The 14,848-nt window shown below is 34.7% G+C and carries 15 protein-coding genes and 2 pseudogenes; 14 read left to right on the top strand and 3 right to left on the bottom strand.

Annotation, left to right across the window (positions count from 1 at the left end):
- Complete coding sequence (locus ACU8YW_RS05765) at positions 1–705, bottom strand: response regulator transcription factor (protein WP_088062417.1); 705 nt, start codon at positions 703–705, stop codon at positions 1–3.
- Positions 706–839: 134 nt separating this feature from the next.
- Between ACU8YW_RS05765 and ACU8YW_RS05770 the strand changes: the two genes are divergently transcribed.
- From ACU8YW_RS05770 to aceA, 13 genes and pseudogenes are all read left to right on the top strand, one after another.
- A complete protein-coding gene (locus tag ACU8YW_RS05770) occupies positions 840–1,694 on the top strand; it encodes a CPBP family intramembrane glutamic endopeptidase (protein WP_088062419.1) in 855 nt (284 codons plus the stop codon).
- A gap of 1 nt (position 1,695) precedes the next feature.
- Positions 1,696–2,052 (top strand): annotated as a pseudogene (locus ACU8YW_RS05775) (hypothetical protein).
- Positions 2,053–2,083: 31 nt separating this feature from the next.
- Positions 2,084–2,383: a hypothetical protein gene (locus ACU8YW_RS05780; protein ID WP_088062420.1), complete on the top strand. Its 300-nt coding sequence runs from the start codon at positions 2,084–2,086 to the stop codon at positions 2,381–2,383.
- Between the two features lie 11 nt (positions 2,384–2,394).
- Complete coding sequence (locus ACU8YW_RS05785) at positions 2,395–2,583, top strand: hypothetical protein (protein ID WP_088062422.1); 189 nt, start codon at positions 2,395–2,397, stop codon at positions 2,581–2,583.
- Between the two features lie 134 nt (positions 2,584–2,717).
- Positions 2,718–3,986 carry a M48 family metallopeptidase gene (locus tag ACU8YW_RS05790; RefSeq protein ID WP_137011507.1) on the top strand — a complete coding sequence of 423 codons (1,269 nt, stop codon included), beginning with the start codon at positions 2,718–2,720 and terminating at the stop codon, positions 3,984–3,986.
- A gap of 133 nt (positions 3,987–4,119) precedes the next feature.
- Positions 4,120–4,899, top strand: a pseudogene (locus tag ACU8YW_RS05795) (MCP four helix bundle domain-containing protein); the annotation flags it as partial.
- A 156-nt stretch (positions 4,900–5,055) separates the two neighbouring features.
- Entirely contained in the window at positions 5,056–5,847 is a 792-nt protein-coding gene (locus ACU8YW_RS05800; protein ID WP_412677804.1) for a methyl-accepting chemotaxis protein, read from the top strand.
- A gap of 213 nt (positions 5,848–6,060) precedes the next feature.
- On the top strand, positions 6,061–6,963 hold the full coding sequence (locus tag ACU8YW_RS05805) for a DMT family transporter (protein WP_088062426.1): 903 nt from the start codon (positions 6,061–6,063) through the stop codon (positions 6,961–6,963).
- 63 nt (positions 6,964–7,026) lie between these two features.
- On the top strand, positions 7,027–7,698 hold the full coding sequence (locus tag ACU8YW_RS05810; protein WP_088608389.1) for an S-layer homology domain-containing protein: 672 nt from the start codon (positions 7,027–7,029) through the stop codon (positions 7,696–7,698).
- A gap of 410 nt (positions 7,699–8,108) precedes the next feature.
- Entirely contained in the window at positions 8,109–8,768 is a 660-nt protein-coding gene (locus ACU8YW_RS05815; protein ID WP_087984704.1) for an S-layer homology domain-containing protein, read from the top strand.
- A gap of 339 nt (positions 8,769–9,107) precedes the next feature.
- Positions 9,108–9,770 carry an S-layer homology domain-containing protein gene (locus tag ACU8YW_RS05820; RefSeq protein ID WP_088062430.1) on the top strand — a complete coding sequence of 221 codons (663 nt, stop codon included), beginning with the start codon at positions 9,108–9,110 and terminating at the stop codon, positions 9,768–9,770.
- Between the two features lie 190 nt (positions 9,771–9,960).
- Positions 9,961–11,550 carry a malate synthase A gene (gene aceB, locus ACU8YW_RS05825; protein ID WP_088062431.1) on the top strand — a complete coding sequence of 530 codons (1,590 nt, stop codon included), beginning with the start codon at positions 9,961–9,963 and terminating at the stop codon, positions 11,548–11,550.
- 21 nt (positions 11,551–11,571) lie between these two features.
- Complete coding sequence (gene aceA / locus ACU8YW_RS05830) at positions 11,572–12,849, top strand: isocitrate lyase (protein WP_106383163.1); 1,278 nt, start codon at positions 11,572–11,574, stop codon at positions 12,847–12,849.
- Positions 12,850–12,940: 91 nt separating this feature from the next.
- Here the strand turns inward: aceA and ACU8YW_RS05835 are convergent, their stop codons facing one another.
- The gene (locus ACU8YW_RS05835) at positions 12,941–13,732 is read right to left on the bottom strand and encodes a phosphotransferase (protein ID WP_426933921.1); all 792 of its coding nucleotides are present in this window, start codon (positions 13,730–13,732) and stop codon (positions 12,941–12,943) included.
- Between the two features lie 373 nt (positions 13,733–14,105).
- Here ACU8YW_RS05835 and cspA point away from each other — a divergent pair, with 373 nt between their 5' ends.
- Positions 14,106–14,309, top strand: a complete 204-nt coding sequence (gene cspA, locus ACU8YW_RS05840) for an RNA chaperone/antiterminator CspA (protein ID WP_000301521.1) — start codon at positions 14,106–14,108, stop codon at positions 14,307–14,309.
- 248 nt (positions 14,310–14,557) lie between these two features.
- On the opposite strand, the gene ACU8YW_RS05845 is transcribed toward cspA, so the two are convergent.
- Positions 14,558–14,743 (bottom strand): hypothetical protein, encoded by a 186-nt coding sequence (locus ACU8YW_RS05845; protein WP_000391440.1) that lies wholly within the window; start codon positions 14,741–14,743, stop codon positions 14,558–14,560.
- Between the last annotated feature and the right edge of the window lie 105 nt (positions 14,744–14,848).

Genomic DNA, 14,848 nt, shown 5'->3' on the forward strand with positions numbered 1-14,848 from the left:
CTACTTTGTAAGGAACTTATAGCCAAGTCCGCGAACGGTTTTTATATATTCTGGTTTACTTGGGTCTTGTTCAATTTTTTCACGTAGTTTTCGAATGTGGACCATAACGGTATTATCATCGCCATTATAGGCAGGTGCTCCCCAAACTTTCTCGTATATTTCTTCTTTCGAAAATACGTAATTCGGATTCTCGCAAAAGAAGAGTAATAGCTGAAATAGCTGGGCGGAACATTCGACAACATGTCCATTTACTGTAAGCTCTGCGGAATATCGATCAATTTCAAATCTACCAAAGGAACTGGATTGTGCTTTTTGTTCGTGTGGTACTGCTTGTTTCATATGTCTTCGGAGTTGTGCTTTCATACGAGCTACTACTTCAAGTGGATTAAATGGCTTCGTAATATAATCATCTGCACCGTGTGAAAATCCAGATATTTTATCTAAATCAGATGTTTTAGCTGTGAGGAAGAAGATCGGGCAATCTGTTTTCTGGCGAATGATTGGACAAATATCAAAACCAGATTGTCCAGGAAGCATGACATCTAAAATAATTAAATCGTATTCATTTTGCTGCGTGAGAGATAAAGCTATTTCAGCCGATGTTGCAGTTGTAATATGAGAAAAACCTTCTTTTTCAAGAATGGTAGTTAGTAATTGTAAAATTGCTGTTTCATCATCAACGAGCAAAATATTTGCTTCATACATAAAAATCCCTCCTAATTTCCTCGAATATCATATCATCTTTCGGTAACTTATGGAATTTTTAAGGAAATTTTAAGGTTTTCTTTCTCAAAAAATTAAGAATCAAATGATATGATAAAAGTAACATAGGGGAGGAGATGAGTGTGAATCCGTTTCAAACGATGCGAGTTAGGTATTTTTTAATTGTATTTGCACTATTAACTTTAGTTGCAAGAGTCAGTAATGAATTGATAGAAAATACATTTCATATGCAAAATTCTACTTTTATAAATATTCTTATATTCTATATCTTTCCGATTACATGGATTTTTTTTGAGTATAGAAAACACCGTGTTTCCTTTTCATTATTTATTAATAAAAATGAAACATTTAACCTGGTGCAAGTTTTATACATTGCACTTATGTTAGCCGTGTTTAGTTATGGATATCTTATTTTGTACATGTATAGTTTTGCATGGATTACACCGGAATTTATTATGAACGCATTACGTGAACCGGTTATTGATAGCACAGGGGGATATGTATATCAAATTATTATGGTCGTGTTCATCGCACCAATTATCGGTGAATTTGTTTTTCGCGGATTTTTACTGCAACGTTTCGCAGCAAAATGGGGAACGAGTATAGCAATCATTGTAGTAGCGATGTTGTTTGCGTTGTTACATGTTGATTTCCTAGGCGCAGTAGTATTTAGCGTTGTACTATCAATCGTATATATTCGTACAAATAGCTTACTCATGCCAATTGCTATTCACATGTTAAACAATGCATTTGTAATCGGTGCTTCTTTTCTAATAAATAAAGAAGAGATAATGAGTTTTGCAGATTTCTCAAATTATACGACGTTCTTTCCAGGGCTTCTTATTTTTATAACGGGATTAAACTTAGTACTCATCTTTTTATTTGTTAACCGCAAATATTGGAATAAAGAAATGCCAGCTATATATGTAGAGCAGGAAAAGAGTTTTTCAAACGTAGTGGGGGATAAGTAAGATGAAGAAAACGGTTGAAAAAATATTGAAAGACATGATAGAATCTACGTTTCTTACAGATATTTGTGATAAAAGCGTGTGTCATTAGGTGCAACCTGTAGTAGATACGATCGTGTTTCTAGAGTATTACTTATTTTCTAGTACTCTTTTAAAAGAAAATATTATTTCTCTTCTTATTGTGTTAGGGGTTTTAATACTATTTGGTCTTATTGTAGAAGCGATGATGAAGTGTATCTTCAGAAAAAATGAAGAGAAGTATATGTGGGTTTATAAAGTATTCGAGAAAGTAATGGGGGCTTTCCTTTTGTTTTATAGTATGAAAACTATCATTTACTTTATAGCTTTGAAACATCATTAATTCTAAATTTGAAAGGGATGTATAAAATTATATGAATGAAACAATATCATCAAATAAGTTTTTTTATTTGATTTTGCTTAGTATAGTGCTGATCACGACAGTCAATGTTATTCTTCGCTGGGAGGAAGCTTATTTCTTTATGTATTTAGCACTCCATTTGCTAGGAATATTATGTATAAGCGGTGGAATAGTTGCTGAAAAAAAGAGTGAAGAAAGCATTAATTATATGTGTGTGACCGGTCTCATTTTACTATTAGCTGTGCAAGGTATTATGAAATATAGTTCTTTTTCTTTACAAGATTTTAGTTTATTAATGGATATACTTCCTTAAGGGGGCGCGTTATGTTATGTAAGAAGCAAATAGGATACGTACTAATTTTAGTAGGTTTTTTTACGCTTATTGTAACGACGTTATTTTTTCAAGACTATGAATATATACGCTATATAAAAGGGGCTGGTTTCATATGTTGGGTTGTAAGTATATTTCTTATCCCAGAGTATGAACCGAAGAAAGTGTCTAAAGGTAGGTAAAACTCTTCTATTTGTAGAAGAGTTTTTTTATGTAAATAAAAGGCTCGCGAGCAATTCGCATAATAAGCTTGTTCTAATTTAGCATGTACGAACTTACAATAATAATAGACAGGCAGCATAGAGGAGGGAATAGCGTGAGGAAGGTTATTGGGTGGTCGCTTTTTTTGTACGTTGGGTTTGCGTTGCTTATATATTGGTATTTATTTGGATGGAATCATGAACTGATTCCGGATATGTATAAAGGAACGAGTGCAGATCCAGAAACGTTTATGAATGCGAGAGAGCTTACGCTAAGCCAAGATTATTCGCGCGTGAAAAATTTACTGTATTTTTTAGCGACGCCTCTGGAATGGATTATTTTATTATTTGTACTTGTGCTCGGTGTTTCAAGAAAGTTTGAGAAATGGTCGAAGGAAACGACGAAAATAAGTGTCCTGCAAGTTGCGATTTATTTCTTTTATTTATCACTACTCACAACAGTTCTAGCCCTGCCGATGCAATGGATTAGCCGAAAAGTATCCGTTGATTACGGCATTTCAACGCAAAGTACACAAAGCTGGATAAAAGATCATGTTATCGGTTTTTGGGAAAGTTATGCGACTATGTTAATCGTAGTTACTGTTCTGTTATGGCTTATCCGTAAATTCCCGAAGAGATGGTGGCTAGCGGGATGGGCACTCTCTGTTCCATTTACAATCTTTTTAACATTTATACAGCCGGTCGTTATTGATCCGCTTTATAATGACTTCTCGACGCTGAAAAATAAAGAATTAGAAACGAAAATTTTAGCGATAGCAGAAAAAGCTGATATTCCAGCTAAACATGTATATGAAGTAAATATGTCGGAAAAAACGAATGCATTAAATGCATATGTAACAGGAATTGGCCCTAACGCTCGTATTGTAATGTGGGATACAACACTTAAGCAATTAAAAGATAAAGAGATTTTATTTATAATGGCCCATGAAATAGGGCATTATGTTATGAAACATATATATTGGGGCGTTGCGAGTTATGTGTTGCTATCGTTTATAGGGATGTATCTCATTAGTCGTATTATAAATATGTGTATTCGAAAATGGGGAGATACGCTGCAAATTTCAAAAGTAGCATGTTTTTCAATTTTACCTTTATTTTTCTTAATTTCTTCTGTACTCTCTTTTGCATCACAGCCAGCAACAAACTATGTTTCTCGTATAGAAGAACGAGCAGCAGATCAATACGCTTTAGATATGACGAAAGACGGGAAATCTGGTGTAAAAACGTTTCAATATTTATCAAAGACGAGTTTAAGCCAAGTGAATCCGCCTGCGTTAGTGAAGTTTTTCTTATACACACATCCACCAATTTTCGAAAGAATTCATACGTTTGAACAATATGAGAAACAAAGCAAAAAGAAGTAGCGATTATGCTACTTCTTTTTTAGAGATATAAGTTTTATATTGGGAATATTTATCATTGCTTTTTATTGCGATTTTGTGAATAATAAGCTATAAAATTCTAAAAATCTATATATAAAGGAATAAAGGTGAAAAAATGTATTTTTTAAAAAATTTAAAAGTGAAATATAAATTATTATCGCTTATTTCATTAGCAGTATTGAGCATGGTAATTATGAGCTGCGTAGCAATTAATTCTATTAATAAGATTAAGCATGATACAGAGGTTGTAGTAGATGATTATCAACATTCTGTAGTTTTATTAGAAGGAATGCTTCGTACACAAAATTCACTAGAGTATAACTTACTAGAATTAATTACAGCGTCACCAAATGAGGGGACAAATAAAGAGGGGATTATTGGTAATATTGAAAAGGATCTTGAAAAATATGATTCTTTATTAAAAGAATATGATGATGGCTTCAATTTAAGTAAGCAAGAGGATGAGCTGTTTCAGAAGATGAAGGAATCTTTGCCAAGTTATATGGAGACATATAAGAAGTTGTTTGATAAAGCGAAGGTAACAAATGAATCTCAAATAGTAAACGAATTTCATAAGGAATTAAAACCGAAGGGAGTAGAGTTAGCTAGTTATGCTGTAGATCTAGAAGCGTATGTTTCAAATTTAGCTGACCAAGTATTTAAAGATTCTCAAAAAATGATAGATCGGTCCGTTATTACTTTTATCATTCTTGTAATAGTTACTACAGTCATTATATGTATAGTAAGTTATATTATTAGCAAGCTTATAGTTGCACCTTTACAAACGGTTAGTCGTATGATGGAAAGAGCAAAAGAAGGAGATTTAACTGTACATGGTGAGTATAATGCTAAGGATGAATTAGGTGTATTAGTAAGTGATTTTAACGAAATGATTGCAGGGCTAAGAACAAATATGCAAGAAGTAGAGAATAATATTCAGCTTTTATTCCAACATGCAGACGGAGTAGTATCTGCATCGGAAGTATCTAGTGGTGCAGCGAAGAAAATCACTATAGATATTGAAGAAGTTGCAAATGGCGCAGAGGGCCAAATGCAGGCAATGGAGCAAACTGCGGGTGCGATGGAAGAGTTGACACAAGGAATGCAGAGTATAGTGAATACATCATCCTCTGTAAATGAATTGTCTGCTCAATCAGCATTAGATGCAGAGAGTGGTAACAAATTAATGAAACAAATGATTCAACAGATGGATACAATCCAAAATTCAGTACATAACGGTGTGAAACAAGTAGAGACTATGAAAGAACAATCAGAAGAAATTGTTAAAATCATTGATGTTATGCAAGGTATTACCTCTCAAATTAACTTATTAGCATTAAACGCCGCAATTGAGGCTGCCCGTGCTGGGGAAAGTGGTAGAGGATTTGCAATTGTGGCAGATGAAGTAAGAAAATTAGCAGAACAATCTAGTGATTCTGCAAAACAAATTGAGAAGCTTATTACTCAAGTTATGGGAACAACGAACCATACGGTACATATGATGGGGAAAGTAGATAATGAGGTACAGGCAGGTACACAAGTAGTAATGCATACAGAAAAAGTATTTGGAAAAATTACAGAAAAAGTACAGCAAGTATCTGAGCAAATTCAAACGGTATCTATGTCTACAGATGAAATTGCAGCGAGTAGTGAAGAGATTTCGGCTTCTGCAGAAGACATGGCTCAAATATCCCAAAGATCATCTGACCGCACTGATAGGGTAAAAGAGTCTATTCAACAGCAAGAAAAATCTGTTCAAGAGATCTCGGTTTCAATTGAACATATGCATAATGCAGCAGGAGGATTAAAACAAATAGTTGCCCAATTTACTCTTCAAAAGTAGTAGTATATTTAAGTTTTAATATAGAAAAATTCCATTCAATAAATAAAAAAAATCATCCTATATAACAAAGGATGATTTTTTTATGGGAATTTTGTGCAGTTATCACTTAATATATTCTAATTTTTTACAATTTTCCGATTGTAATATATAATAATACGTAATGTTTTGGAGATTTTTCATTTGTAAAAGATAGTTTATAGGAGGAGAGAAAGGGTGTTCAATAAAAAATCAATGCCGGCTATAAAAATGATCCTTTCGATGTCTATTTTTGGATCAATTGGATTTTTTTCTACTCAAACAGGTTTACCGTCTTTTGAATTAGTATTCGTTCGTTGCATTTGTGCGACTATATTTTTAGCATTATGTTGGCTCGTAACAGGACAGTATAAAAGTGAGAAATGGAATAAAAAAGAAGTAATGCAAATATTAGCATGCGGTGTATTTCTCGTTTTTAACTGGGTATTTTTATTTAAAGCGTTTGAAGTTATGTCGATTACAATTGCGATTTCAGTTTATCATCTTGCACCCATTATCGTATTAATGATTGGTAGTATTGTATTTAAAGAGAGACTTACAGTGTTTGCGGTTATGTCCATTGTCATTTGTTTTATCGGTACAGTTTTAGTAGCTGGAGTAGATGGAAGTCTATCGTTTGAAAAACTGATGTCATCTGGAATGGTATGGGCACTTCTTGCAGCATTATTTTATGCTTTTACCACTTTATTAGGAAAAGGAATTCAGCATACGAGCGCATATGCGATGACATTTTTACAAACATTTTTAGGTATATTTTTATTGCTACCATTCGTAGACTTTGGCAAGTTTCAAGGGTTAACAGAGATGAACTGGATGATGATCACAGCGACAGGTCTTATACATACGGGATTTGTATATTACTTATTTTTTGACAGTTTAAGAGGTTTATCGACGAGATTAATTTCTGTATTAGTGTTTTTAGATCCTGCTGTTGCAATCCTATTAGATACAGTCTTTACCGGATTTAGACCAACTAGTATGCAAGTAGTAGGGATTGTTCTTATATTTGTAGGAATGGCATTTACTTTTCGAAAAACAAAGGACGAAAAAATAGCGGTAAAAGAAAGTTTGTATTCTTAATTGTAAATAATTAGGTGTATTCTATTGAAAATTCCCTTATTTTTTGTACAATATAAAAGGTAGATGAGAGAGATGAAAAAGCTAGTAAAGATAGCGACATCGTTAACTTTAATGGGAGGAATATTTGTAAGTGCAAATGGTGTGTCTGCAAATACTGATGTTCCCCAAAAATCTGGTCCTAATATTATGATAGAGTTTGATGATGTAACAACAGGTCATTGGGCATATGATGAAATTACGAATTTAGTATATCATCGAATTATGTATGGATATGGAAATGGTAAGTTTGGTGTAGAAGATAATATAACACGTGAACAGGCGGCGGCAGTATTACATCGTGCACTTCATTTAAAAAGAAGTGTGTTTAATGAAAATCCATATGGAGATATTAGTGGGAAATCAACAATGTTTCCTTACGAAATTTTACATTTAACGAATATTGGTATTTTTAAAGGAGACGAAAATGGAAATTTCCGTCCGAAAGATACACTGACTCGTGCAGAATTAGCACAAATTTTAACGAAAGCATATGAGTTGAAAACAAAGCGTCCGCATACATTTACAGATATACGAGAAAACCATTGGGCAAGAGATGCAATTAGCGCATTACAGTCTAATAATGTAGCGGTAGGAACGGGAGATGGCAAGTTCGAGCCTGAAATGCTCGTTACACGTGGGCAATTTGCGAAGTTTTTACAACGAGCAATTGATAATTCTCCAGGGAAAATGGAATAGATAAAGAGAAAGCTCATAATTTGTGGAAGCGGTATCTTCCGCTCATTATGAGCTTTTATTAATAGATAGGTTAATATTGTCGTATGTTGTAGTTAAGTCGATATAATTGCATTTTTTGTCTAGAAAATGAACTCTTAAAATGTGAAGGATTTCTTTTAAAAAAAGTAGAATATTTATATTATAGAAACACCTTTACATGAATACAGGGAAGAAAATTGATTTGCGTACAATTGGGTATAAAAGTTGAAATCGAGAGCGAATTGGCTCTCCTTTAGTAGTGATTCTCACAATAATAGATTTTTTAAATGTAATATATTGCATAACGGGTGCGAAGGCAACATATGTAATATTGGAAAGGATTTCAGTCTATTATTTTCCGTTTTTTAAATGGAGATAAAGGGGAGAGGGCAATGAAGAAGAACATGTTACGTATAATGGCAACGGTAACTATTATGGGCGGCTTGTTTGTAAGTACAAATGTTACAAACGTAAAAGCAGAAGAATATCCAGAAATGATTGTTTTTGATGATGTTCCAGTAAACCACTGGGCATATGACGATATAATGGACGTAGTATACAATAAAGTAATGTTAGGCTATGGAAATGGTAAGTTTGGTGTAGGAGATAATGTAACACGAGAACAAGTAGCAGCAGTACTTTATCGTACATTGAATTTGAAAAAAGAAGGACCTTTAAAAAATCCATACAAAGATATTTCTGAGAGGGCAACAATGTTTTTAGATGAAATTTTAGTATTAACAAAGCATGGTATTTTTGAAGGTGATGAAAAAGGAAACTTTAGACCAGCCGCACCTGTAACACGTGCAGAAATGGCGCAAATTCTTACGAAGGCATTTACATTTGAGGTGAAGAAGAACCATACATTTAAAGATGTACCAAATAATCACTGGGCAAAAAATGCGATCAGTGCACTGCAGTCTAATCATGTCATAGTAGGAACAGGAAATGGGGAATTTGAACCGAATAAAGTTGTAACACGTGAGCAATATGCAACGTTTTTAAATAAAGCTGTTTTTTATTTTCCTGTAAAAGATGAGGATTATGAATGAAAGTTAAAATATAAGGACATTTAAATTATGTCAATATAATATAAAGTAATAAAAAAGCGTGGGAATTCCACGCTTTTTTATTGTTTTATATTATTTATAAGTCTATAAATTTTCTATTCATAATTTAGTTGTTGGAATTTAGTGGATAAGAAGAGATTGAATAAAGTAACTTTTTCTTGCTTAAATATGAGATTTAGTAACTTTATTATTAATAGAGTGTAAATAAAAGTATATGAAATATAGTTCATAAATTAGACAAAAATCACATGGGAATTGTATTGTTACGCTTTCGTTAATTCTTTATATTAGAAAAAAATATGTTTTTAGGGAGAGAATACTTTGAAGAAAAAAATTTTAAAAGTAGCAACAGCTTTAACAATTATGGGTGGAGTAGCATTTAGTGCTGAGGGGACTACAGCAAAAGCTGAATTAGCTGCAAAGCCACAACAAGCAAGTCAGGCAATCTTTAAAGATGTACCAGCAGGACATTGGTCTTATAAAGCAATTCAAACTTTAGCAGAACATGAAATTATGCTTGGTTACGGAAATGGTGTGTTCGGTTTTGGACATAACGTAAATCGTGAACAAGTAGCCGCTTTAATTTATCGCGCACTAGATCTTGATGAAGAATTTGGTGAAGATGAGGTATTAGAAAGCCCATATAATGATATTGTTGATGATAACTCAACGATGTTTCCTTTTGAAGTTTTAGCAGTAACAGAATTAGGTATCTTTACAGGTGACGAGAATGGGAACTTCAGACCAAAAGCTACGTTAACACGTGCAGAAATGGCGCAAGTTCTTACAAGAGCATTTGGATTACAAGTACAAGGAACAGCAAAATTTAAAGATGTACCAAAGGGACATTGGGCAGAAAATGCGATTAATGCAGTAGGTTCAAATGGTATTTCAGTAGGAGATGGAAAGGGTAACTTCGCTCCGAACATGAAAGTAACACGTGAACAATATGCTCAGTTCTTATTTAATTCAATGTTTAAATAAATAATAAAGAAGGAGCTGGTGTTGTATAACACTGGCTCCTTTTTTTATATGTAATGCCGGTGGAAGAATACAGTTTTGTAAAAAAAGCAATTAAATTTTCAAAAAAAACTTCCTTTTCTGAAGATTTGTTATATAATATAAAACATAAAATCAAATCTGTTATAAAACAGTTTAAGAAGGGGATGCTAATATGTCGACGCAAACTTCACGGGTTACATTGCCCGGAGAAATGTTACCAGCGTACAACGAAATATTGACACCTGAGGCGCTTAGTTTTTTAAAGGAACTACATGAAAATTTCAATGAACGCCGCACAGAACTTTTACAAAAACGTGTGGAAAAACAAAAGAAAATTGATGCAGGAGAGTTTCCGAAGTTTTTAGAAGAAACAAAGCTCATACGTGAAGCGGATTGGACAATTGCTAAATTGCCAAAAGATTTAGAGGATCGCCGCGTAGAGATTACTGGCCCAGTAGATAGGAAGATGGTTATTAACGCTTTAAATTCAGGAGCACATCTTTTTATGGCGGATTTTGAAGATTCGAATTCACCAACTTGGGAAAATGCGATTGAAGGTCAAATAAACTTACGAGATGCAGTGCAGGGAACGATTTCACATAAAAATGAAAACGGAAAAGAATATCGTTTAAATAGTAAAACAGCAGTATTGATTGTGCGTCCAAGAGGATGGCATTTAGAAGAAAAACATATGCAAGTTGACGGAAAGAATATGTCTGGTAGCTTAGTGGATTTCGGACTTTATTTTTTCCATAATGCGAAAGCTCTTCTGGCAAAAGGAAGCGGTCCATACTTTTACTTACCGAAAATGGAAAGTCATTTAGAAGCAAGGTTATGGAATGATGTTTTCGTATTTGCTCAAAAATATATCGGTATTCCAAACGGAACGATCAAAGCAACGGTGTTATTGGAAACGATTCACGCTTCGTTTGAAATGGATGAAATTTTGTATGAGCTTAAAGACCATTCTGCTGGGTTAAATTGCGGAAGATGGGATTATATTTTCAGTTTTCTAAAGAGTTTCCGTAATCATAATGAATTTTTACTTCCAGATAGAGCGCAAGTCACGATGACGGCGCCGTTTATGCGCGCGTATTCTTTGAAAGTCATTCAAACGTGTCACCGTCGTAATGCACCAGCTATTGGAGGAATGGCGGCACAAATTCCAATTAAAAACAATCCAGAAGCGAATGAAGCAGCTTTTGAAAAAGTGCGTGCAGATAAAGAGCGCGAGGCTTTAGACGGGCATGACGGGACTTGGGTTGCCCACCCGGGACTTGTACCAGTCGCGATGGAAGTATTTAATCACATTATGAAAACACCGAATCAAATTTTTAGAAAACGCGAAGAAATACATGTTACAGAAAAGGATTTATTAGAAGTACCAGTGGGAACGATTACAGAAAATGGACTTCGCCTAAATATTAGCGTAGGTATTCAATATATTGCATCTTGGTTAAGCGGACGAGGAGCAGCACCCATTTATAACTTAATGGAAGATGCGGCAACAGCGGAAATTTCTAGGGCACAAGTATGGCAATGGATTCGCCATGAAGGTGGAAAGCTAAATGACGGTCGTAATATTACGCTTGAATTGATGGAAGAGCTAAAAGAAGAAGAACTAGCAAAAATAGAAAGAGAGATTGGTAAAGAAGCCTTTAAAAAAGGGAGATTCCAAGAGGCGACAACGTTGTTTACAACTCTCGTTCGGAATGATGAATTCGTACCATTTTTAACATTACCGGGTTATGAAATTTTATAAAGTGAAAAGGGGATGGAACAAATGAAAAACGAAAGAATTGAGAAATTACAAGAGAGCTGGGAACTAGATAAGCGCTGGAAAGGGATTACACGTCCATATTCGGCAGAAGATGTACTTCGCTTGCGCGGGTCAATTGATATTGAACATACATTAGCGCGCCGCGGTGCTGAAAAGCTTTGGTCATCGCTTCATACGGAAGATTATATTAACGCACTTGGCGCATTAACAGGAAACCAAGCAATGCAACAAGTGAAAGCTGGGTTAAAAGCAATTTATTTAAGTGGATGGCAAGTCGCTGCGGATGCGAACCTTTCTGGACATATGTATCCAGACCAAAGTTTATATCCAGCGAACAGCGTACCTGCTGTAGTGAAACGAATTAATCAAACACTTCAACGTGCGGATCAAATTCAGCATATGGAAGGAAGCGATGATACAGATTATTTCGTACCGATTGTAGCAGATGCAGAAGCAGGATTTGGCGGACAATTAAACGTATTTGAACTGATGAAAGGTATGATTGAAGCGGGTGCATCAGGTGTGCACTTTGAAGATCAATTATCTTCAGAGAAAAAATGCGGCCATTTAGGCGGAAAAGTATTACTACCAACGCAAACAGCGGTGCGTAATTTAATCTCGGCACGCCTTGCAGCAGACGTAATGGGAGTGCCGACAATTATTGTTGCAAGAACAGATGCGGATGCAGCAGATTTAATTACGAGCGATATCGATCCGGTTGATAAAGCATTTATTACAGGTGAAAGAACTCCAGAAGGATTTTACCGTACGAAAGCAGGTCTTGATCAAGCAATTGCACGTGGTTTAGCATACGCTCCTTATGCAGATCTCGTTTGGTGCGAAACATCTGAACCAAATTTAGAAGATGCAAAACGATTTGCGGATGCAATTCATAAAGAGCATCCTGGGAAATTGCTTGCATATAACTGTTCACCTTCATTTAACTGGAAACAAAAATTAGATGAAAAAACAATTGCAAGCTTCCAAAAAGAAATCGCATCTTACGGTTATAAGTTCCAGTTCGTAACACTAGCGGGATTCCACTCATTAAACTACGGCATGTTTGAATTGGCACGTGGCTATAAAGAGCGCGGCATGGCAGCATACTCTGAACTACAACAAGCAGAATTCGCAGCAGAAAAACACGGCTACTCTGCAACTCGTCACCAACGCGAAGTAGGAACAGGTTACTTTGATGAAGTAGCTCAAATTATTACAGGCGGTACTTCATCAACGACAGCGCTAAAAGGATCTACAGAAGAAGCACAGTTTACGAAATAAAAGGAAGGGGCACCTTTTTGAAGGGTGCTCCTTGTTATTTTCGGAACGATTTTTCACATATATCGATTTACTAACAAAAAAGACGATATTATCAAATCCACTCAGCTCTATGATCGCGAATAAACTTCATATCTTTCTCATAATGCTCTAAATGTCCTTCATCAATCATTTTTTGGAAATTCAAGTCGCCTTCTTGTGCTTTTCTTTTCACATATGTACATAATGCTTCTAATCGTAGTAACACTATTCCTAAGTAATCTTCGTCCATATGTTTACCGTAGGACTGGACAAACAATTTCACTCTTTCTTTCATACGGCTAGCATGTTGTGCCGATTCATAATGAACTGCCTCACCCGATTCTGTATAATACACTCTACTTAAAGGTACACAAGTATAAAGCGTATAAGCGATATCCCAAATTCTCGGACCAGGAGCAGCAACATCGAAATCAATAATACCTACTGGTTTCTCGTCATGAAAAATAATGTTATATATAGCAAAATCGTTATGGCAAATAACCTCAATGTCATTTGGAGTAAGATCCATCGGTTGCCATTCATCTGATAAGGGAAAGTCACTTACCGCATCATGATAAAGGCGGAGCATCTTTGCTATTTCCTTTAAAACATCATTAGATCGCATATATTCTTTTAAAGGATAATTCCCAGCGTCTCCTTCAATAAAGGATAAAATCTCTCTATCTTTTTCATCTACACCTAAAAACTTTGGAGCATGATGAAACCCTTTGTTTTCTAAGTGCTGTAATAATGTATGAATTTTTGCACTGCCTGGCTTTAATTCTCGCCGAACAGTATTTTCAGAACGATACACATTTGATACATTTCCCCCTGTAAGCTTTTCTTCGTTGATGTAGTTTGACATATAATCCCCTCCAATATAACGACTGTACGATTATATTGTAACACTTCAGAACAAGGGATGTAATCGTATTCAAATGATGTATGTGTTCACTTTATAGTGAAATCCGCACATACTAAAATCAATTATTTACGAATGTACAATCAATTTAATTTGTCAGTTATTTTCAAAAAAGATTGTACATTTCATTTTAAGTATGCTATGATGAAGTCAGTTGAATAGTTAAATTAAGCAATCCATATATTATCAAGTGCCGAAAAACGAACGAGAAAAAGTATGTGAGAACTAGTTTATGTTTCGTGTTTGATAATGTGTGGATTCTTTTTTTATACAGGAAGACTAAAATAAATTGTGTTTTCTTTAGGAGGAAATAATTATGGCAGTAACAGGACAAGTAAAATGGTTTAACAACGAAAAAGGATTCGGTTTCATCGAAGTTCCAGGCGAAAACGATGTATTCGTACATTTCTCTGCAATCGAAACTGAAGGTTTCAAATCTCTAGAAGAAGGTCAAAAAGTTAGCTTCGAAATCGAAGATGGTAACCGTGGACCTCAAGCTAAAAACGTAATCAAACTATAATTTTATAGTTCATTATGGAAAAGGATGGCTGCTGCCATCCTTTTTTTGTTGTAATATACGAGCATAATGATTATATTTGGGGGAAAAGTATACAAATGAAGTCATACTCGATGTTCGTAGCGGGAATAAAGAAGATCTACACAATACGATTGAAGAAATCTCATTCGCTCGCTTTAGATGAATAAGAAAAAATAGTCGTTTTTTTGAGGACGAAGAAGAGTAAAAGGCTTTCCAAAATGGAAGGCCTTTTACTCTTCTTTTCCAATCTTTTTCTTTTCGCGTTTCTTACATTCAGAGCATTTCGATTTACGAAAAGGCTTTGCAAAGAATAGTAGAATGAAAAATAAGCCGAATATAATGCTGGATGAGTTTTTCACGATCACAATGCTGCTATTTTTCATTTGAATCGTTGGTTGCATTTCTTTTTCTTCCATAGTGGACCTCCATTTATTGGATTTTACTTTTAATTATAGCAAAGTTAATTGTCGTAATGATGCGAAATGAGGAAGCAGTTGTAAATATTTATTGGTAGTATAAAT

This window comes from Bacillus pretiosus (assembly GCF_052947655.1).